At 57.2% G+C, this 19,797-nt stretch carries 17 protein-coding genes, 1 tRNA gene and 1 pseudogene; 1 reads left to right on the forward strand and 18 read right to left on the reverse strand.

Annotated elements, in window-relative coordinates; translation table 11 throughout:
• Positions 1–6 precede the first annotated feature (6 nt).
• From ADJ74_RS10310 to ADJ74_RS10360, 11 genes are all read right to left on the reverse strand, one after another.
• The gene (locus tag ADJ74_RS10310; protein ID WP_050344053.1) at positions 7–2,664 is read right to left on the reverse strand and encodes a hypothetical protein; all 2,658 of its coding nucleotides are present in this window, start codon (positions 2,662–2,664) and stop codon (positions 7–9) included.
• Between the two features lie 121 nt (positions 2,665–2,785).
• Positions 2,786–2,860, reverse strand: a tRNA-Arg gene (locus tag ADJ74_RS10315).
• Positions 2,861–2,892: 32 nt separating this feature from the next.
• Complete coding sequence (locus ADJ74_RS10320) at positions 2,893–3,594, reverse strand: hypothetical protein (RefSeq protein WP_009442289.1); 702 nt, start codon at positions 3,592–3,594, stop codon at positions 2,893–2,895.
• On the reverse strand, positions 3,588–4,304 hold the full coding sequence (locus ADJ74_RS10325; RefSeq protein ID WP_039980826.1) for a Crp/Fnr family transcriptional regulator: 717 nt from the start codon (positions 4,302–4,304) through the stop codon (positions 3,588–3,590). Before ADJ74_RS10325 ends, ADJ74_RS10320 begins: the two co-directional genes overlap by 7 nt.
• Before the next feature lie 37 nt (positions 4,305–4,341).
• Positions 4,342–5,196, reverse strand: coding sequence for an NAD(P)/FAD-dependent oxidoreductase (locus ADJ74_RS10330; RefSeq protein WP_050344058.1), 855 nt, complete (start codon positions 5,194–5,196; stop codon positions 4,342–4,344).
• A gap of 136 nt (positions 5,197–5,332) precedes the next feature.
• Positions 5,333–6,286: a ribose-phosphate pyrophosphokinase gene (locus ADJ74_RS10335; protein WP_009442292.1), complete on the reverse strand. Its 954-nt coding sequence runs from the start codon at positions 6,284–6,286 to the stop codon at positions 5,333–5,335.
• 119 nt (positions 6,287–6,405) lie between these two features.
• Entirely contained in the window at positions 6,406–7,770 is a 1,365-nt protein-coding gene (gene glmU / locus ADJ74_RS10340) for a bifunctional UDP-N-acetylglucosamine diphosphorylase/glucosamine-1-phosphate N-acetyltransferase GlmU (protein WP_050344060.1), read from the reverse strand.
• Positions 7,771–7,797: 27 nt separating this feature from the next.
• Entirely contained in the window at positions 7,798–8,535 is a 738-nt protein-coding gene (locus ADJ74_RS10345) for a GntR family transcriptional regulator (RefSeq protein ID WP_009442294.1), read from the reverse strand.
• Positions 8,536–8,537: 2 nt separating this feature from the next.
• Positions 8,538–9,413 (reverse strand): 4-(cytidine 5'-diphospho)-2-C-methyl-D-erythritol kinase, encoded by an 876-nt coding sequence (gene ispE, locus ADJ74_RS10350; RefSeq protein WP_050344062.1) that lies wholly within the window; start codon positions 9,411–9,413, stop codon positions 8,538–8,540.
• Between the two features lie 105 nt (positions 9,414–9,518).
• The gene (gene priA, locus ADJ74_RS10355; protein ID WP_050344064.1) at positions 9,519–11,933 is read right to left on the reverse strand and encodes a primosomal protein N'; all 2,415 of its coding nucleotides are present in this window, start codon (positions 11,931–11,933) and stop codon (positions 9,519–9,521) included.
• A gap of 78 nt (positions 11,934–12,011) precedes the next feature.
• Positions 12,012–12,365 carry a hypothetical protein gene (locus ADJ74_RS10360; protein ID WP_050344066.1) on the reverse strand — a complete coding sequence of 118 codons (354 nt, stop codon included), beginning with the start codon at positions 12,363–12,365 and terminating at the stop codon, positions 12,012–12,014.
• 205 nt (positions 12,366–12,570) lie between these two features.
• Between ADJ74_RS10360 and ADJ74_RS10365 the strand changes: the two genes are divergently transcribed.
• On the forward strand, positions 12,571–12,915 hold the full coding sequence (locus tag ADJ74_RS10365; protein WP_039980832.1) for a cupin domain-containing protein: 345 nt from the start codon (positions 12,571–12,573) through the stop codon (positions 12,913–12,915).
• On the opposite strand, the gene ADJ74_RS11635 is transcribed toward ADJ74_RS10365, so the two are convergent.
• The 7 genes and pseudogenes from ADJ74_RS11635 to ADJ74_RS10390 form a co-directional block, all read right to left on the reverse strand.
• A complete protein-coding gene (locus tag ADJ74_RS11635; protein WP_071844314.1) occupies positions 12,912–13,061 on the reverse strand; it encodes a secretion protein HlyD in 150 nt (49 codons plus the stop codon). The genes ADJ74_RS10365 and ADJ74_RS11635 overlap by 4 nt on opposite strands.
• A 65-nt stretch (positions 13,062–13,126) precedes the next feature.
• Positions 13,127–13,891, reverse strand: a complete 765-nt coding sequence (locus ADJ74_RS10370; RefSeq protein ID WP_009442300.1) for a response regulator — start codon at positions 13,889–13,891, stop codon at positions 13,127–13,129.
• A complete protein-coding gene (locus tag ADJ74_RS10375) occupies positions 13,863–15,593 on the reverse strand; it encodes a sensor histidine kinase (RefSeq protein WP_050344068.1) in 1,731 nt (576 codons plus the stop codon). The genes ADJ74_RS10370 and ADJ74_RS10375 overlap by 29 nt, the downstream gene beginning before the upstream one ends.
• Positions 15,594–15,684: 91 nt before the next feature.
• Positions 15,685–15,753, reverse strand: a pseudogene (locus tag ADJ74_RS11640) (secretion protein HlyD); the annotation flags it as partial.
• 124 nt (positions 15,754–15,877) lie between these two features.
• A complete protein-coding gene (locus ADJ74_RS10380; protein WP_050344070.1) occupies positions 15,878–16,918 on the reverse strand; it encodes an ABC transporter substrate-binding protein in 1,041 nt (346 codons plus the stop codon).
• A 68-nt stretch (positions 16,919–16,986) separates the two neighbouring features.
• A complete protein-coding gene (locus ADJ74_RS10385) occupies positions 16,987–18,642 on the reverse strand; it encodes an iron ABC transporter permease (RefSeq protein WP_050344073.1) in 1,656 nt (551 codons plus the stop codon).
• Positions 18,635–19,753, reverse strand: a complete 1,119-nt coding sequence (locus ADJ74_RS10390) for an ABC transporter ATP-binding protein (RefSeq protein ID WP_009442304.1) — start codon at positions 19,751–19,753, stop codon at positions 18,635–18,637. Before ADJ74_RS10390 ends, ADJ74_RS10385 begins: the two co-directional genes overlap by 8 nt.
• Positions 19,754–19,797: the final 44 nt, after the last annotated feature.

A 19,797-nucleotide genomic window follows, 5' to 3' on the forward strand; every position in this document is an offset into this window, starting at 1 on the left:
GTGGGTTCAGCCCAGACGAACGGTATAGATGGTTCCCTTGTAGTTCTTTGCCATGAGCGCCTTTTCCGCAGCAACCGTATACTCAATCGTATTCGGAGACTTCTTGCGGATATAGACACCGACATCGTCGTCGTCGCTCACATCGCTGTCGTCGATCATGCACCGCACCATGCGCACCTCAGCCGCCTTCATGTGCCCCTTGAGCGCACGCGGTTCCTGCGTGTAGTACAGCTCGAACTCATCCTCATCCGCATACGTAAAGTAGGTCCATACACCGTAGTCGACGCGTGCGTCGATGTCCACATGGAAGCAGCCATGCTCGTTCAGGCTGCCGAGAAAATACGGGAACAGCAGCTCGTCATGCGCATCGACATTCTTGTTGATGATCTTGACATCCTTCCCGCCCTTCCGGCAGCGGAGCAGACCAAAGGCCACGCCCGTCTTTCCCGTGCGCAGGCGGTCAAAACCATCGAGGAGCTTTTTGCCCATCTCCTTCTCCTCATGCTCCATACCGAGCGGGAGGTAGAGGATGAAGGGTGCGTCCTTGCGCTGCATCGTAGACTTTGTATGCTCTTGCTTCTTTCCGTCCGTTTTCTCGCCTGCCGTTTTCGCTGCGGGCGATATGGCGCCGATCTGACGATCAATGTACTCATCGAACAGCTTCCGTACGATGGGTGCCTTACAGGAGTTGCCCGCGAGGAAGATGTGTACCTGCCGTACATCACGTCCCTTGAAGGCTGCCGCCATCGCCTGGAAGAAGTTATCTACGCCGCGCCGTATGCGGTTCTCAAGTGTGCGCTCGAGCTTTTTCACGTCGATGTGCAGGCGGACATCCGCACGGTTTCCTGCATTCCCCGTTTTTTCCGAGGAGAACAGTGTCATCTCCGTATCGAACGCATCCCCAGCCGCGAACTCCTCATAGCCTGCGCCATGTTCCCAGAAGGGACGCAGCCGCTCGGCGAGGATCTTGTTGTTGAGATGCGACGCCGCATCGCGCGTCTCGCGCACGAGTGCCTCCGCCCCCGCAAATGTCTCACTCTCGGGCGGGAGCGCAAATGTGATCTTATGCTGGCGCATCTCGGGCAGATTGTCCTTAAATACCTCGTAGGCAAGCAGCTCGAGGATGTTCTCTCCGCCGAGATACATATCGCTGCCGAAACCAAACTGCTCGATGATGAACTTGCGCCGCCCATTCTCCGGTACGGACTCCACGCCGAAGTCAAAGTCCGTCGTGCCGCCGCCGAAGTCAAACACGCCGTAGGCGACCTCCTCGCCCGCACGCTTCGGCTCAAGCCCGTATGCTTCAAGGGCACTGATCGCGTACGCAGCGGGCTCATTTGCCCCATCGTACACGCGGAAACGGCGCATCATATCCGCATCGTCGAGAAGAGCCTTCGGCAGCGTCTTTCTGAGTCCGCGCTCAAAGCTCTGGCGGATGTGCTCGCGTACGCTCTTCTCATAGCCCACGGGGAAGGAGAGGATATAGTCGAGATAGATGCTGCGATGCATATTGTTGATATAGAGTCCGAGATAGTAGGCGTAGATCTCGATGGGGTCGAAGCCGCCCGCATCGAGCGGCTGCGTCTCCGCATACGGCTTTACCTCCTGAATGTAGCCGTGCCGATCCTTCAGGATCGGGGAGTTCGCCGTGTCCCTTGTCCAGCGTTTCAGCTCGCTGAACACGGAGTAGTAGACAGCGATCCCCTCCGTCGACTGACGCTTAAAGATCGCATCCGCCGCCTGATGCGACGCGGTCACCTGCGCCCACTCCGTATAGGGGCGTCCCTCGCGTGCACGGTAGAGCTGCTTGAACTTTTCAATATCGATCAGCTCAATCGCCGTCGGATTCTCATAGTCCTGAATCGTCGGCTCATTGGAGTAGTCGCCCTTGCCGATGCGCAGGAGACGTGCCTCGCGGTCACGGCAGACGACGACCGTACTGCGCGTACCGAAGTCGATCGCGCAGGTTCCGTTCATGATCACGTCCATCTGGGGCGGACGTGCCACGAGGAAATCCGTCGGTGGCAGACGCAGACAGACGCTGTCCTCACGCCCTTCATCCGTCAGTTCCTCGTAGAGATCCCAATGCCCCAGGCTCATATCCGTCAGGATGCGCTCCGCATAGGGCTGGATATTGGCGCGGACATGGTCCGTATACAGGAGAGATTTCTTGAACGGCTCGATGGAAAAATCGAGGGCAACCGAGCCCGTATTGATCGCCGTCTCAATAACGCTCTGGATGTCAAAGGTCGTGCCGAAGATCGTCTCCTTGAACCGCCCTGCCACCACATCCTCGGCAAAACGCTCATGGTCAAAGATGAGCTGATCCTCCTCGATGCGGATGTAGGCACGGATCTTCGGATACTCCGCCACCAGACGGCGCAGACGCTCCTCCTGCTCGTGCGAGACATCCTCGGCGTTGAACTCATCCGAAATCCATTTCAGAAAGCTCTGTGCGCCGCTCGTCTCCATCCCAAGGGAGAACATATACTTCTTATTGACAATGGAGGCTGTCTCATCTTTGAGCGCAGCAATATCGCTGCCGATTTGCTTTCCAAAACGAAGCGTACTCTCGTAAAAGAATTGCCGAAATGCGTTCTTTTTCAGATGTAAGCTGCGCATGAGCACCGGACGCGCCGTCGCCTGCACCTCTTTTCGCGTCATTCATTCATCTCCTAACGAAAAACAAAATTCCTTTATATAAATATTCTTCGTATTTCAGAAAAATCCTTTTCTTCTCTGCATGAAAAAACCCCGCGATATTTCGCGGGGTGATGGATCATCATGGTGCGCTCGGCGGGAGTCGAACCCACGCTTTCAGCTCCGGAGGCTAACGTCCTATCCACTGGACTACGAGCGCAAAGCACATGGTGCATTATAACGCAAAAGTATCTATTTGTCGATATTTTTTTCTTGCTCCGCGCGTGCGCCATCCTCCTCATCGGCACGATGTGCTGCCGAGATGGGTGCAAAATAGTCGCGAACCGCAATGATATCGTCCTCGATGAAGAGTGCTACAGGCGATTCACGCAGCATGACGAGCTCCAAAAGGCGTGCCTGCGCCGCAGCATCCTTCTCCTTCATCGCTGCAGACTCGGCGGCTGCACGCGTCAGCGTCACTGCCTTCTGCTGCGCCGCCGCATAGTCATCGGTCTTGCTGAGAATGGACGCGAGATGGTCGTAGACATCATCCGACAGTTCCAGCGGAGGTGCATTTTTCTCGATGCGGCTGCGCTGTTCCTGCATGTCCTGTTCGAGTGACGAAAGCCGCTCGCGCGTCACCGACAGGCGTACATTCCCCGCCTTGGCATCGGAGAGGATCTGATGATAGCGCGTCCAGCCGCGGTCGAGCTCTGCGACCTGCTTCTGATACGCCGCCCACCACGGCATGAAGTAGTCCTGATCCCGCGCAATCGCGGCGCGCTGCTCCTGCGTCAGCGGAGCAGGAGCACGCTCCGGCAGCTGCATGTGGACAACGATGGCACAGAGTACTGCAGCAAGCGCGACAAAGACAATAAAGATCCGATGCGGCAGATAGCGAAACAGCAATATGAGCAGCAGCAGGACAAGGACGACAAGAGCATAGATCAGCATCGCTTACGATCCCCCACGCCTTCATCAGCACGGCGACGGAGTGCCGCACGGTCAAGAATGTGAATACAGCCACGCGAGGCACGTACCATGCCCTCCTGCGCAAACTCACCAATCAGACGGCTGACGACCTCACGTGCCGTACCGAGCGCCTGTGCCGTCTGTTCATGGGTCAGGCGAATCTCACTGCCCGCCGTGCGTTCGGTCTCTGCCAGCAGGAATTTTGCCAAACGCTGGTCGGCGGGAGTAAAGAGCATCTGCTGAAACCGCCACAGCATCTCTGAGAGACGGTGAACGGCACCCTCATACGCCAGCAGCCGCGCGTGGATGTTCTCCTCGAGAATCTTATGGCAGACGCCCATCTCCGAGCTGAACAGCTCCGTATCTTCCGCCGCCGTAATCGTGACCTCGCAGGAAACACTGCCGAGAAATGCTGCGCTCGAAAGGAGGGCGACTTCGCCGACGCGCATGAAGCAGAGGGTCAACTCGCGCCCCTCATCCGTGACGACGTAGACGCGCAGTGTGCCGGATACGATGTGCAGTGTTCCGAGATGCCCAAGCGCACCGCGATGAATGATCTCCCCTTTGGTGCAGCGGCGATAGTGCGTATGAGCAGCTAGGAGAGCACGCTGCTCTGTCGTCAGCGGCTTCCACAGATCAAATGTATCGATATAATCCTGAAAAGGACGTGCCTTTGACACATGTTCCGACATAATCATCCCCCCTTTTCGTTTCATTTCCTTTCCACGGCTATGCCGTTTTTACAGCGGACAGTCCCGCCTGTGCCCCCTCGTACACAGCCTTGGCGATCTGCAGCAGACCGCCCGTGCAGTCCCCTGCTGCATAGACGTGAGGGACATTGGTCGCCATGTGTGCATCGACGGCGATCCTGCTGCCGTCAAGCCGAACGCCCAGTTTTTTTGCTAGCGCTGTACTCCCCGCCACACCGACGGCAAGAAAGATTCCGTCCACGTCTAGCGGCGTCTCATCGGCAAAAACAACGCGCTCCACGCGGCGCTCCCCCTCGACATGAAGCAGACGGCGCGTATCGACGGAGACGGCAGGAGGAAAGGAAACCTCTGGTGCGGCGCCATTCGTCAGGAGTGTCACGCGTGCAGCATGCGGGAGAAGGATCTGCGCCTCATGCTGCGCGTATGCCCCTGCCCCGATGACGGCGACATGTCGTCCGCGATAAAAGAACGCATCGCAGACCGCACAACTGCTGACACCGTGTCCCTCGAACGCGCGGATGCCCGCGACGGGTAGTCCCGCACGCTGTGCTCCGGCGGCCAGAATCAAGGCGTCTGCTTCATAGCTGCGCTGCCGTCCGACGACGATATAGCCGTTGCCTTCCGGGGGCAGGGCAAAGCCCAACACCTCATCGCGTTCAAATACAACGCCCAGACGACGGGCACCCTCACTGCCGCGACGCAGAAGCTCCGCCCCGGAGATAGGCTCCTCGAAACCATAGTAGTTCTCGATCCGATCAACGGCGGAGAGTGCCCCGTCGTCCTTGGCGACTACCGTCACATCGGCACCGCCGCGCCGCGCATAGAGCGCAGCCGAGACACCGGCGGGACCGGTGCCGACAATCACAACATGCATACCTCTCTCCTATATAGGAAGCACGAATAAGTCCAACATTGCCATCCTGACGCATTATTTTATCAGCAATTTCTACAGATGCGAAAAAGGGACGTCTCAGGGGACGCCCCTTCCTCCCTCCATCGGTATCGTCGGCTCAATGATGGTTGAAGAGCAGACTTACTGAACGATGACTTTGAATGCGCACAATCACATCGGCGAGCGACTGTGCGAGTGAGAGTACGACGAGTTTTTCCGACTGCTTCTCCGGTGCGAGCGGAATCGAGTCCGTAATGACCAGCTGATCGATCACGGACGCGTTGATCCGCTCCATGGCTGGATCGGTCAGGATCGCATGGGAACATGCCGCTAGTACGCGCTTCGCACCGCGCGCGGCAAGCGCCTTTGCCCCCTCACAGAGCGACCCGGCTGTGTCGACAATATCGTCGATCAGGAGTGCCGTCTTGCCCTCAACATCACCGATGAGGTTCATGACCTCGGCACAGCCAGGGCACGGACGCCGCTTCTCGATGATGGCAATCGGCGCACGGAGGAAGTCCGCCATGATACGCGCACGCGTCACACCGCCCAGATCCGGCGAGACGACAACGAGATCCTCGATGTTCTGCTCACGGAAGTAATTTGCTAGTACCGGTGCTGCGGCGAGGTGATCCACAGGAATATCAAAGAATCCCTGAATCTGTCCTGCGTGCAGATCGACGGTGACAACGCGCGTCACCCCTGCCGTCGTCATCAGATCGGCAATCAGCTTTGCCGAGATTGGCTCGCGGCCGCGCGTCTTGCGATCCTGTCGCGCATAGGCATAGTAGGGGACGACCGCCGTAATGCTGTGTGCCGACGCCCGCTTGCACGCATCCGTCAAGATCAGCAATTCCATGAGGTTGTCGTTCACAGGATAGCTGGTCGGCTGAATGATGAAAATATCCTTCCCGCGGATACTCTCCTCAATCATCACCTGGATCTCACCGTTGTTGAACTGTCCGACGAATGCCTCACAGAGCGGGATGCCAATGCGGTCTGCGATCGCTTGCGCCAGCTGTGGATTGGCATTTCCCGTCAGGATGCATACATTATCGGCCGGAAAACTCATCTCTCTGTTCCTCCCAAATACCGAGCGTGCGGTTATCAGTGAATACACAATTCATACTTAGTATAGCACGCACACCAGCATTTGGGAAGCCTAACAGGGGCTTTTTCATTTTTCTGTTATTAGCTACGCTTGTCGTGCCAGCCCTCAATCTCCTTCTGGCGCGCACGGGCGATGGAAAGTGTATCGGGCGGGACGTCGTGTGTGATGGTCGATCCCGCAGCGACGTAGGCATTCGTTCCGACCGTCACAGGAGCAACGAGGTTGGAGTTACACCCGACGAAAGCATGATCTCCGACCACCGTGCGGTACTTTTTCTTCCCATCGTAGTTCACCGTGATCGTGCCGCAGCCCATGTTGACGTGCGCGCCCATATCACAGTCGCCGATGTAGGAGAGATGCGGCAGCTTCGTCCCCACACCGATGTCGGAGTTTTTGACCTCGACGAAATTGCCAAGCTTAACGTCTGCAGAAATATGACTATCGGGGCGGATGTGATTGAACTGTCCGAGATCCACATCGTCGTCGATCTGTGCATCGTGCACATAGGCGTAGTGTGCCTTGACGCCGCTGCCGACCACGGTGTTCTGAAAGCGCACATGGGGGCCGATGCAGCAGTCTTCGCCGATCACCGTGTCGCCCTCAAGGAAGGTAAAGGGATAGATCACCGTGTCCATACCAACGCGGACATCGGCATCCACGAAGGTTGTATGCGGGTCGATAATCGTCACCCCGTCCGCCATCAATTCCTCTGTCTTGCGCCTCCGCAGGATGCGCTCAGCGATGGCGAGCTGACTGCGCGAGTTGATGCCAAGTGTGCTCTCGTAGTCGTCTGCCGTAACCGCCCAGATCTTCTCCCCCGCATCGCGCAGAATGCTGAGCACATCGGGCAGATAGTACTCACCCTGTGCGTTGTCATTCGTCACCTTGGCCAGCGCCGAAAAAAGCGCCTGTGCGTCAAAGCAGTAGATCCCGGCATTGACCTCGTGAATCTGACGCTCCTCCTCCGTCGCATCCTTGTGCTCGACAATCTTCAGAACCTCGCCATTGTCACGGCGCACGACACGCCCGTAGCCCTTGGCGTTCGGCATGATGGCTGTGAGCACACTCGCCTTTGCCCCCGCCTGGACATGTTCCTCGTGGAATCGTGCCAAGAGCTCTGCCGTAAGGAGTGGGGTATCGCCACAAAGCACCATGATCGTCCCGTGCTCCTCGCCGAGGAGCGGCTTTGTCTGCAGAACGGCATGCCCTGTCCCGAGCTGTTCTTTCTGCTCAACGTACTCCACGCTGTCCCCGATCGCCCTGCGCACTGTTTCGCCGCCAAATCCCGTGACGACAATATTGCGGCGTGCGCCCGCCGCATCTGCTGCATCTATGACATGCTGCAGCATCGGTTTTCCTGCTGCGCGGTGCAGCACCTTCGGCAGCTTCGATTTCATGCGCGTTCCCTTGCCTGCTGCCAGTATCACCGTTATAAAATCCAACATGACACGCCTCCCTTTTTCCATCGCTGCCTATTCGGCATCGCTGCCATTCCGTTTGGAGCGCCGCTTGAGCAAGGGCGTCCCCGTCTTCTTTTCCTGTTCCTCAATCGCACAGAGCAGCGTCTGCTCCGAGTTCTCCATGTGCTTCGCCGCCATTTTGCGCGCACGGCGGGCATCGCCCGAACCGATGGCATCGACAAGAGAGCGGTGCTCCTCCAGTGTCGCCTTGAGACGCCCGGGATACGACATGGAAATCGTGCGAAACCGCGTCAGCTGCTCGCGCAGATTGCCGATAATCGCGAGCAGGCGCTCGTTGCGCGCTGCCTGATAGAGCAGCTCATGAAACTCGATGTCCGTCTGCACGATACGCTCCATATCATGCTCCTCGATCGCGCGTCCGATGGCGACCAGGAGGCGTTCCAGCCGCTCCTGCTCCTCCTCCGTGATGCGCTCTGCCGCCAGCTCACAGGCCAGTACCTCAAGTGCGGCACGGATCTCGAAGATCTCGTTGATGTCACGGATGGAGACGCTCGCCACGTAGGCACCGCGCCGCGGAACGGTGACGACGTAGCCCTCCTGCTCCAGCTTGCGAATCGCCTCGCGCACGGGGGTACGGCTGACGAGCAGCTCATCGGCAAGATCGTTCTCCTTCAGCCACTCCCCCGGCTTCAAGACGCCACCGCGAATCGCCTCGCGCAGCACCTCACAGACGATCTCGCGCAGGGGCTGATAACTGTTGACCACAACCGGCGATAATTTTCCTTGCATAGCTATATCCCTCTGCCTACTGCTGACCGCCCCATCGTATGCGTCAGATGTACGTCAGCATCTGTCTCCTGCCGCATCATTTCTGCCGCACGCGCTGCATCATCTGCATCAGTAAATATGCCGAATACCGTGGGGCCGCTGCCCGACATCATCGCACAGACCGCCCCTGCCGCACGCAGGCGCGCGCGATAGTCGCCGACGACGGGATGTGCCGCCTCCGTTATGGGCTCGAGCACGTTTGCTGCCATACGCAGGCACGCCGCTATATCCCCTGCATGGAGCGCACGCAGGAATGCCGCACGATCTGGATGCTGCGTCGGCGGATTTGCATCATAGGATCGGTACGCCCACGGGGTTGAGACCGCCACAGGCGGCTTTGCGAGGACGACCGGCAGATCGAATGCAGCGGGCAGATGCTCAAGCACCTCGCCACGTCCCGTGGCAAGTGCCGTCCCTCCCATCAGGGAGAACGGTACGTCCGAGCCGATCTGCGCTCCAAGACGGCAAAGTTCTGCATCGGATTGTCCGAGCGCATAGAGCTCGTTCACGCCGCGCAGCGCAGCCGCCGCGTCTGCACTCCCGCCGGCAAGGCCCGCTGCAATGGGAATTCGCTTGTCGATGCGGATGTGAACGCCGCCGCGCACGCCACACTCCCGCATGAGAAGCGCCGCTGCGCGATAGGCGAGATTTCGCTCATCCGCCTCGAGTCCCGGCAGGTCAACCGTCAGCGTGATCCCCGACTCCTGCTTGGTGAGCGTCAGCGTATCGGCGAGTGCGAGGGACTGCATCACCGTCGCGATTTCATGGTAGCCGTCCTCACGCTGCCCGAGAATGTCGAGCAGCAGGTTGATCTTCGCATACCCATTTACCGCCACCATCGGCAGACCTTCTTCCATTGTGCAGAGGATTTGCACCACATAACGTCACAAACTCCTTCTTCTCTCAGATTAGCAGGATTTTGAATTATATTCAATAGTTTCCAATTAAAAAATAGTAATTGGATCGATATCTATGGCAACATCATCGCGCAGATGCATCCCCTGTTCCCGCAGGAAGTCCTGCACATCGACCAAGTCGGCTACCTTGATGAGTACGACAAAACGATACTCCCCACGTTCCTGTGCGATGAGTGCCGGGGACGGCCCAACCAGCATATATCCCTGTCGCCCATGAAACTCGTTCTGAAACACATCCGCGAACGCAGCTGCTGCATCCCATGCGCGCTGCCGATCCATCTGGTGAAAGAGGAGCTTGACGAGACGGCTCAGCGGCGGATAGAACAGCTCCCGCCGCAGCACGATCTCCTGTGCGTAAAACGCCTCGTAATCCTGCCGCAGAGCAGATTGCACCGCATAGTGCTCCGGATTGTACGTCTGGACGATGACCTCGCCGCGCGCACCATGGCGCCCTGCGCGTCCCGCCGTCTGCGTGATGAGCATGAAACATCGTTCTGCCGCACGAAAATCCGGAAGATTGAGGCTCGCATCCGCACTGATGATGCCGACCGTCTGAACGCCGGGCAGGTCGTGCCCCTTTGCCACCATCTGTGTGCCGAGGAGGATGTCGTAGTCGCGTCGACGAAAATGCGCAAGGATCTCCTCATGGGCGTGTTTGCGTCCCGTCGTATCACGGTCCATGCGGATCACACGAGCCTGTGGGAGCAGCTGTGCCAACTCTGCCTCGAGCTTTTCCGTGCCCGCCCCGAAATATTTGATGCAGCGGCTGCCGCATTTGGGGCAGACCGTAGGTACATCGGCACGCAGATCACAGTGATGGCAGACGAGAGTACCGTTGGCATGGTAGACCATCGGCTGCCCGCACGCATGGCAGGAGAGCACGAAGCCACAAGCGCGGCAAAGGACAAACGTCGAATAGCCGCGCCGATTCAGCATGATGATCGCCTGCTCACCGCGCGCCAGCGTCTCCGTCAGGAGATCACGCAGATCGTTGGAGAGGATCGTGCGCCGCCCATGACGCAGCTCTTCACGCATATCGACAGCACGCACGTGCGGCAGTGGCTGCGCACCGATGCGCTCCGGCATGCGGAGGAGCGTCAGTTCCCCGGAGAGCGCCCGTGCATACGTCTCAAGCGAGGGCGTTGCGCTCCCCATGATGAGGATCGCCCCATGCCGACGTGCCAGGATCTCTGCGACAACGCGTGCGTGATAGCGTGGGGACTCATCCTGCTTATAGGACATATCCTGTTCCTCATCGAGGATGATGCAGCCGACGTTCCCCGCCGGCGTAAAGAGCGCGGACCGTGCGCCGATGATGACCCCCGCTTCGCCGCGCCGCACGCGGAAGATGGCATCGTTGCGCTCGGCAAGTGAAAGGCGGCTGTGCAGGACGACAATATCTCCGGCAAAGCTCTCTTGAAACGCCGTGATGAGCTGACCCGTGAGCGCGATCTCCGGCACGAGTACGATGACCTGCCGCCCTGCGCGCCGAACGGCTCGAGCTGTCTCCATGTAGACACGCGTCTTGCCGCTCCCTGTCACCCCATGAAGGAGATAGCCGTGAAACGTCTCCGCGGCAGCGCCTGCCTGCAGTGCGGCGACGGCATGCTGCTGCGCCTCCGTCAGCGTCTCCCCGCACGTCTCACGCGCCCCTGCCGCATAGCTGTCACGCACCTGACGGCGCAGGTGCTCCATGAGGATATGCGCATCGGTCAGATGTCGGATGGTCGCGGTCGTAATCCCTGCCTGCTTCAGTTCTGCGAGCGTGTGCTCGCGCTTCATGCGAAAGAGCTCCAATGCGCGCCGCTGCGCCGGTCTCCGCGTGAATGCACGGAGCAGTTCCTCCGTAATCTCGCCCGCCGTATAGTACTTCTCATACTTTGCCTTGTCACGCCGATCGGCACGGTATTCCTTGCGTATGAGGCCATAGCGCAGGAGCTTTTCCAATGCCCCATCCACATCGCACGCCGGCAGAGCCGTCCGCAGCTGTGCCTCGCGCTGCTCGCCATACTCGCAGAGGCAGTCGTAAACGGCGCGTGCTGCCGCATCCATAAGGATGGGATGCGTTTCATCCACATCCTCTGCCGGCACATAGGCGGAAAAAATACGCAGCCCACTCTTGCCCGGCATAAAGAGCCGCATCATCTCTGCCGCAGAGCAGAGATAAAATGCCGCCAGCTCCTGTGCCGCAGCAAGCAGCTGCGGCGTAAACCACGCCTCCTCATCCACAGGCTCGAGAATCGCGCGCAGACGATGTGCGCCATCACGTGCCGCATCGTAGGGGCGTACGGCGACGACGAATCCCTCAACACGCACCTTGCCAAACGGGACGAAGACACGCCATCCTACATCAATCTGCGGCAGCGCATCCGGCACGATATAAGTAAACGCTGAGGCAATACTCTTGACGGGAATGTTGACATAGACATCGGCAACCGTCATGCCTTCCCCTTTTCCGCAAAAAAGAAGCCGTCACACGAACACATCCGTGCAGCAGCTCCTTCCCGCCCGTTCGTCTGATTATCCAATGACCGCCTGATTGGCGAGAATCGCCTTGCCTGCCTGACAGGCAGGACAGATACAGGTATCCTCGCCCTGCTCCTTTGCCTTCTTCGCAGCAGCTGCCAGTTCCTGCGCCTTCTTTTCACCAAAGGCCTTGACGCCGTCCGGTGAATCCGTGAACCCAATGAGCTGATCAATCGTCAGCACATCGCCCTTCAGTTCCTCGACCAGCGTGTGGAAGGAAGCGTGCTCCTCTGCTGTGCCCGCTGCGCGGAGAAAATACTCTGCCTTCTCCTTCAGTCCCGCATAGACCGACGGTGCTTCTGCCAATTTCTTTACTTGAGCAATCACCTCTTCACGACTGAGTGCCATAACAACATCTCCCTTCGAAGTCATTGATACGATAACATAATCTATTTGTTATTATAGGGCATGACACAGTGTTTGACAACAGAAAACAGCCAAATAAACATAACTATTATAAATCTTTATTTGAGAATAAATATTATTTTTTCTGCACATCTTTGACTTTTTGACAAACCAGATGTTATACTATCAGCATAAAGGAGGGATTACCATGTCAATCTTAAACAATATCGAGCACGCACAGGTGCTGTCACTCAAGGACCAGGTTGCCTATGCAGACGGACAGGTCGTCAGCAAGACGCTCGTCCAAAATAAAGGTCTCGGCATCACACTCTTTGCCTTCGCCAAGGGCGAGGGCATCAGCACGCACGAATCCAAGGGAGACGCGTTCGTCACAGCGCTCGACGGTGCGGGCATCATCACCATCGACGGTGAGAAATACGAACTCCACGCCGGTGAGAGCATCGTCATGCCCGCCAACCACCCGCATTCCGTCTATGCGACAAAAGATGTGCCGTTTAAGATGCTTCTCGTCGTCGCATTCCCCGAGGCTTAGGGAAGCACTGATAAATTCAGCACCGCCGTCTTAGCACATCTTTTTCGCCCTGTCTGTGTCGACAAATCCTCCACATAGCCTCTGCTATGCGTCCGGTTTGTCTCCTTGACAGGACAAAAAATCTGTACCAATCCGACGGACTTCATTTTATCAGCGATTCCCTAGAGAATCACTGATTCGCGAAAATAGAGCTGCGTTCCATAACACAGTTCTATTTTTTTTGCCGCTCCTGCATGAAGGCACGCGGCGACGTGTGCATATACTTTTTGAACACACTGCAAAAATTCTTATAGTCGCCAAATCCATTCGCCTCGGCGACCTCGTAGACGCGATATTTTCCTGATGCCAGCTGACTTACTGCCTTATGCAGACGCTCCCGCGTCAGCGCCTCGAGGAATGTCTGACCCGTCGTCTCTTTGAACTTGCGGCTGAGATAGCTCGCACTCACACCAGCTTCCTCCGCCAGCTGTTCAATGCTGAGTTTTTCATGATAATCGCTGCGAATCCGCTCCATCGCATGGCGGACGTAGGGGTTCAGCCCCTCATCCGAAAAATATCGTGCCCAATCGAGCCCCTCCGACAGTGGAGCAGGCTCTATTTTTTCTTTGCCGTGCTCTGCAAGGCGATGCAGAAGCGCTGCTAGTTCTTCCTCGTTGACCGGTTTCAGCAAATAATCTGCGGCATGGAGTTCAATCGCCTTTTTGGCATAATCGAACTCCGCATAGCTCGTGAGAAAGATGAGCTGCGGCAGAATCCCCTCATCGCGTGCGTGCTCTGCCATCGTGATCCCATCCATGCGCGGCATACGGATGTCCGTCAGGAGGATGTCGGGATGCGTTGTGCGCAGCAGCTCCAGCCCAGCCGCACCGTCGGCGGCATCACCGACGACAACGCAGTCCATCGCCGCCCAGTCAATGGTACATACCAGTCCCTTGCGAATGATCTCCTCATCCTCGACAATCAGCACACGCTGCATTTTCCTCACCTCCGCTGCGTCGAATCGGCAGCACCATCTCCACGCGCGTACCGCCCGATGGTGGGCACGAAATCTTCACACCGTATTCCACGCCATAGAGCAGGCGAATCCGACGGTCGATATTATAAAGCCCCGTATGCACGGAGCGGTTCTCCCCCTCCGCCATCATCGTCCGCAGACGATGCAGCGTTTCTGCATCCATCCCCAGCCCTCTGTCCTCAATGACGATATGCAGCTGCTCTGCCTCCATGGTCATCCGCGACACGATCTCTATATTCCCCTCTGCATCTGCACCATAGTGGATGGCATTTTCCACAACGGGCTGAAGAAGCAGCTTTGGAACGTGGCAAGTCTCTGCCCCTTCCTCCATCTCCTCGCGATAGGAAAACCGCGCCCCAAAACGCAGCCGCTGAATCTCAATATAGCGTTCCAGATGACAGAGATCCTCGGCGAGCGTCACCTGCCGCACACGATTGTCAATGCTGTAGCGCAGGAGTGTCGAAAGAGCAGAAATCATACGCACGGCATCGTCAGGGGCGAGCTTCGTCATGAACTTGATATTCTCGAGCGTGTTAAAGAGAAAGTGCGGATTGAACTGTGACTCAAGCTGGCGGAGTTCCGAGATAACCCCCGCGCGCGCCTCCTCCTCGTTCTCACGCATCAGGCGGACGAGACTCTCCGCCATGCGGTTATAGGCGGCGGCAATCTCCTCAAACTCATTATCTGAGCGGATCACAAGTCTCCTCTGCAGATCGCCGTGGCGCACCGCGCGAAACGCATCCACGATTTCGCTGACCGCCTGTGTCTTATCGCACGTCTCACGCCGCACACTGACGACAATCAGCGGCAGCATGAGCAAAAAGACGCCGAGAAGAATTGCCGCCCCCGTTGCAAATTGAGCGATTCGACTGCCGAGCGGAAAAAGCGCATAGATGGTAAATCCCCCGTCCAACACCTCAGATGCCGCATAATAGTGCTGCCCATCCACGCTGACCAGCCCCGTCCTACCGTCCAATGCGGGCACGATTTTTTGAAACGCACTGTCCCGCAGTGTGGGCATTGTGACAAATGGTGCACGTTCCGCGCGGTCGGTAATGACGATGTGTAACTTCTCCCCCGTCTGCAAATGCTGTCCCAGTTCCCGCGCGGGCAGGACAAAGACGGCATAGCCTTCGATTGTCGATGTAGCGTCCCCCGTGCTAGGAGCATAGCGAACTGCCTGCCCGACAACATAGTCCCAATCCTGCGCGCCGTTTGGGACAAACTCCGCTACGCTCCCCTCCTGTCGCTCCATGCGCGAGAGTACGCCCCAGTGCATTGACGGAGGCAGAAGATATGGCGGAACCTCTTGCTCTGTGGAAAAGAGAACGTGCCGCTCCACGTCTAGGAGGAAGAAATGCGGCTGTGAACCATAGCGGTTGAGCTGTGCGTAGATGCGCTCCATCGCGGCACTTCGCCCATTTCCGTCCGCATGGAATCCATCGAGTCCACCCGCTGCGATCGCTGCGGCACGCTCCTCATAGTCCTGCGTCAGCTCCGTAAAGATTGCCCCTGTCGCCCGTACCTCCTCCTCCGTGTGGGCGGCAACATTCCGTTGCCAGTATAACGCTGCCAGCAACAGACAGATCACCGTGATGAGCACGACGGGTACAATGGCATACAGAAGGAGTGCACTACGCACCTCATCTTGAAATTTCCGCACGCACTCCCTCCTCATACGGCATACGAACTAATTAAGGAAGCACTGATAAATTCAGCACCGCCGTCTTAGTACATCTTTTTCGCCCTGTCTATGCCCTAGAATCCTCCACATAGCCTCTGCTATGCGTCCGGTTTGTCTCCTTGACAGGACAAAAAAATCTGCACCAATCCGACGGACTTCATTTTATCAGCGATTCCTTAACATCCGACTCTATTATACCAAATTTGGGCAAAAACAAAAATACCGAGGTGTTGCGCCTCGGTATCTTTATCCTCACACAGCGTTTACTGGACGCTCGTAAAGATGTCCTTGAACTTGTCCAGCCACGACTTCTTATTCTTCTCGACAACCTGCTCATTATCATCGATGATCTTGATCTGATCCTTCGGCAGGAGGCCGACAGGCGGATCCACATCGTCACGCACGGAGCGGCGATGGAGCTGCGAGGCGATAATGCTCTGTGCCTCTTTGCTCGTAATGAAGTCGATGAACTTCTTCGCATTCTCCATGTGCTTTGCATTCTTGATGATATAGATGCCGTCCGGCTTTGAGATAACGCCTTCCTTCATGTAGACGAGCTTGACGGGAGCGCCGTCGGCGACGTATTTCGCGCCGCCCTCTTCAAAGGTCAGACCGACAGCGTACTCACCGTCAGCAACGCCCTTGTAGACGGCAGACGAACCGGAGAGGAGCTTGCCGTCCAGATTGCGGCAGAGCTTCTCCACATAGTCCCAGCCCTTGTCCGGGTCGCCGTTCCCCATCGCATAGAGCATATTGATGAGATGCTCATAGGAGGACGAGGACTTCGACGGATCGGCAAACGCGATCTTGCCCTTGAGCGCAGGGTTCAGCAGATCCTCATAGCCATCAACCTTCACATCGCCGATGAGGTTCGTATTGATCATGATAACGCTCGGAATATCCGTAAAGCGCGTCATCGGCCCCTCGGTGTTCTTGAACGCGGGCTGAATGTGATCCTCGTTCACCGAGGTATAGTTCTCAAAGAGCGCCGCCTTCGGCTTCATCGTATTGAGTGAGCCGCCCCAGAAAATATCCCCGAGAGGATTTGCCTTCTCGGACTCGACGCGCTTTAAGAGCTCGCCCGTACCGGCGGCGATGACCTCCACCTTTACACCGCTCTCTTTCTCAAACTCCTCGACAAGAGGGTTGATGAAGGCAAGCGGATGCGGGCAGTAGATGACGAGACTGTTGTCGTCCGCCTTTGCCGCCTGCTTCTCACCACCGCTCCCGCCGCCGCAGCCGCTGAGCGCGGTGCCGAGGACGAGGGATGCCGCAACGGCGGCAATCACCTTTTTGAATCGCATGAGATGACCTCCTTTGACAAAACTGCCAAACCTATAACATCATCGGGAACGTGCCCGAAAAAAACGCATTAGAGGGTAACGTCGCGGCTGCCCGACACGCGGAAGAAGATCAGCATCGCGGCGATCGTCGTGAGCGTCAGGATCGTCGAGAGTGCCGCTGCCGTACCGTAGCTGGCGCGAATAACCTCCGTGTAGATGGCGACCGACATGGTCTTGGTCGCGCCCGTGAAGAGGATGACCGAGGAGCTGAGCTCATTGATCGCCGTAATCCACGAGAGGATCGCGCCGCTCATGACACCCGGGAGCATCATCACCGCCGTCACCTTAAAGAAGGTTTTCAGCGGGGACGCACCAAGACTGATAGACGCCTCCTCGATGCTCGGACTGATCTGATAGAGAATCGCCGAACTTGAGCGCAGGGTATACGGGAGGCGACGGATCACGAGAGAGATGATGATGATGAGTGCCGTCCCCGAGAGGAGCAGCGGTTCTTCATTGAACGCGAGGAGCAGCGTGATACCGAGAACAGAGCCCGGGATGATGTACGGGAACATCGTCAGCGTATCGATGATGTCCGTGAGCAGGCTCTTGCGCCGCGTTGTCAGATAAGCGACCGTCATACCGAGGAAGACGATGATGAGGATGGCCGCCGTACTGTAAAGATAGGTGTTCGAGATCGCCGTCCCCAGACTACTGAAGATCGTCGTATAGCTCTCAAGTGAGTAGCCGCCCGTAAAGACCGCACCATTTGTCTCCAGGAATGAGGTGTAGACCACAACGAGCTGCGGGATGAGCGACAGTGCGACGAGCAGATAGATGGCGGCGTGCATCAGTACATTCCGTGCACCGTGCAGCTCTTTCACCGCAATCGGGCGCAGGGAGCTCATCGTAAACGACTTGCGGCTCACCACATACTTTTGCAGCAGGAAGATCGTCGAGGTGATGACGACCATGATCGCCGCCATCGCTGCCGCGAAATTCGCCTGATCACCGACCTCGTTGATGAACTCCGAGTAGATCATGACGGGCATGACGTTGAACCCCTCACCGATCAGCATCGGCGTACCGAAGTCCGCCATCGCATTCATGAACACCATGAGTGCCCCTGCGAGAATGGTCGGTGTGATGAGCGGTACAATGACCGTCGCCACTTTGCGGATACCGCTGCAGCCAAGACTCTCTGCCGCCTCCACCAAGGCCGCATCGATACTCTTCATCGCACCGGCGGCATAGAGGTAGATGAATGGATAGAGCTTCAACGTCAGCACGAGCAGAATGCCTGAAAAGCCGTAGATCGACGGGAACTCATAGTGGAACGTCGTCTGCAGCCACTGCGTCAGAATGCCGCTGCGCCCGCCGATGAGAATCCATGAGTACGCGCCGATGAAGGGCGGCGAGAGCAGCGAGATGATGATGCAGATCTCGAGTGCCGTCTTGCCACGCACACGGAAGAGTGTCATACAGTACGCGAGTGCCGTTCCGATTACGATGGCAAGCACCGTCACACAGGCCGTCACGCTGAAACTGTTGATCATCGACTGATAGTAATATTTTCGCTCGAAGAAATGTGTGAAGTGCTCAAGCGTGAACTCCCCCGTTACGGCATCCTGAAACGCCGAGATGAAGAGGGAAAAGAGCGGATAGATGAGGAAGAGTCCGAACACGGCAATCGACAGAGCCGTGATGCCCGTCCAGAAGTCGAGGCGCACGCCATGCTTACTCATAGTGCACCACATCCTTCAAAATATTGCGTGAGCCGTCTGCCGTGAAGACATTGACACGCTTTGCATTGGGGCGCAGACAGACCGTATCCCCAACCTCCAGCTGCTGCTCAGCATGGCCGAGATCCTGTGAGAACTCGATGGATGCCTGATGCGGCAGGATCATCTCATCGGCGAAGCCGAGGCTGTAGTTGATGTACTTGCCGAGGAACACCTTTGTGCGCACCTCACACGAGAGACCTTCGGACTGAATGGACAGTTCCTCGGGGCGCACGGAGACGACGACCTCCATTCCGTCCTCTGCCGCATCCTCGATCCCCTCCATGGGCATCTCCCAGCCATTGCGGAAGACGACGCTCGTCTTCTCTCCCGCCCGCTTCACCGTGGCGCGGAAGAGATTGGAGTGCCCGATGAAGGTCGAGACAAAGATGTTCCACGGGCGCTCGTAGATGGTCTGCGGACGCGCCGTCTGCTGGATCTCGCCCTTGTTCATGACAGCAATGCGGTCGGAGATCGAGAGTGCCTCCTCCTGATCATGGGTGACATAGACCGTCGTGATGCCAACCTGTTTCTGTACCGCGCGGATCGCGGAACGCATCTCCACGCGCAGCTTTGCATCGAGATTGGAAAGCGGTTCATCCATGAGCAGTACGCTCGGATGGATGACGATGGCACGGGCAAGTGCAACGCGCTGCTGCTGACCGCCCGAGAGACGTTCAGGAAGGCGATCCTGATAGTCCGTGATCTGTACCACGTCGAGGATTTTATCGACGCGCTCCTTCATCTCCGCCTTTGGCACCTTACGCAGCTTCAGCCCATATTCTACATTCTCCCGCACGGTGAGATGCGGGAAGATCGCATAGCTCTGGAACACCATGCCGATGTTGCGCTGATGCGCGGGAATGTCATTGATGCGCTTCTCGTTGAAGCAGATGTCGCCACCCTCGATGCTGTTGAATCCTGCGATCATGCGCAGGAGCGTCGTCTTGCCGCAGCCTGAGGGACCAAGCAGGGTAAAAAACTCTCCATTTCGGATATGCTCCGTGATCCCCGGGATAATGGTGAGATCACCGTATTTCTTGACGGCATTCTCGATCTCTATCGCTACGCTCATTTTCACTCCTCCAATCGGAAATACGCACGATCACACTATTATTT

The sequence above is a fragment of the Selenomonas sp. oral taxon 478 genome (assembly GCF_001189555.1).
Taxonomy (GTDB): Bacteria; Bacillota; Negativicutes; order Selenomonadales; family Selenomonadaceae; genus Centipeda; species Centipeda felix.

Coding starts and splice junctions, on each gene's coding strand:
- ADJ74_RS10310 (WP_050344053.1), bottom strand. CDS start 2,664: ATGACGCGAAAAGAGGTGCAGGCGACGGCGCGTCCGGTGCTCATGCGC.
- ADJ74_RS10320 (WP_009442289.1), bottom strand. CDS start 3,594: ATGCTGATCTATGCTCTTGTCGTCCTTGTCCTGCTGCTGCTCATATTG.
- ADJ74_RS10325 (WP_039980826.1), bottom strand. CDS start 4,304: ATGTCGGAACATGTGTCAAAGGCACGTCCTTTTCAGGATTATATCGAT.
- ADJ74_RS10330 (WP_050344058.1), bottom strand. CDS start 5,196: ATGCATGTTGTGATTGTCGGCACCGGTCCCGCCGGTGTCTCGGCTGCG.
- ADJ74_RS10335 (WP_009442292.1), bottom strand. CDS start 6,286: ATGAGTTTTCCGGCCGATAATGTATGCATCCTGACGGGAAATGCCAAT.
- glmU (WP_050344060.1), bottom strand. CDS start 7,770: ATGTTGGATTTTATAACGGTGATACTGGCAGCAGGCAAGGGAACGCGC.
- ADJ74_RS10345 (WP_009442294.1), bottom strand. CDS start 8,535: ATGCAAGGAAAATTATCGCCGGTTGTGGTCAACAGTTATCAGCCCCTG.
- ispE (WP_050344062.1), bottom strand. CDS start 9,413: ATGGTGGCGGTAAATGGGTATGCGAAGATCAACCTGCTGCTCGACATT.
- priA (WP_050344064.1), bottom strand. CDS start 11,933: ATGACGGTTGCCGATGTCTATGTCAACATTCCCGTCAAGAGTATTGCC.
- ADJ74_RS10360 (WP_050344066.1), bottom strand. CDS start 12,365: ATGGCACTCAGTCGTGAAGAGGTGATTGCTCAAGTAAAGAAATTGGCA.
- ADJ74_RS10365 (WP_039980832.1), top strand. CDS start 12,571: ATGTCAATCTTAAACAATATCGAGCACGCACAGGTGCTGTCACTCAAG.
- ADJ74_RS11635 (WP_071844314.1), bottom strand. CDS start 13,061: ATGAAGTCCGTCGGATTGGTACAGATTTTTTGTCCTGTCAAGGAGACA.
- ADJ74_RS10370 (WP_009442300.1), bottom strand. CDS start 13,891: ATGCAGCGTGTGCTGATTGTCGAGGATGAGGAGATCATTCGCAAGGGA.
- ADJ74_RS10380 (WP_050344070.1), bottom strand. CDS start 16,918: ATGCGATTCAAAAAGGTGATTGCCGCCGTTGCGGCATCCCTCGTCCTC.
- ADJ74_RS10385 (WP_050344073.1), bottom strand. CDS start 18,642: ATGAGTAAGCATGGCGTGCGCCTCGACTTCTGGACGGGCATCACGGCT.
- ADJ74_RS10390 (WP_009442304.1), bottom strand. CDS start 19,753: ATGAGCGTAGCGATAGAGATCGAGAATGCCGTCAAGAAATACGGTGAT.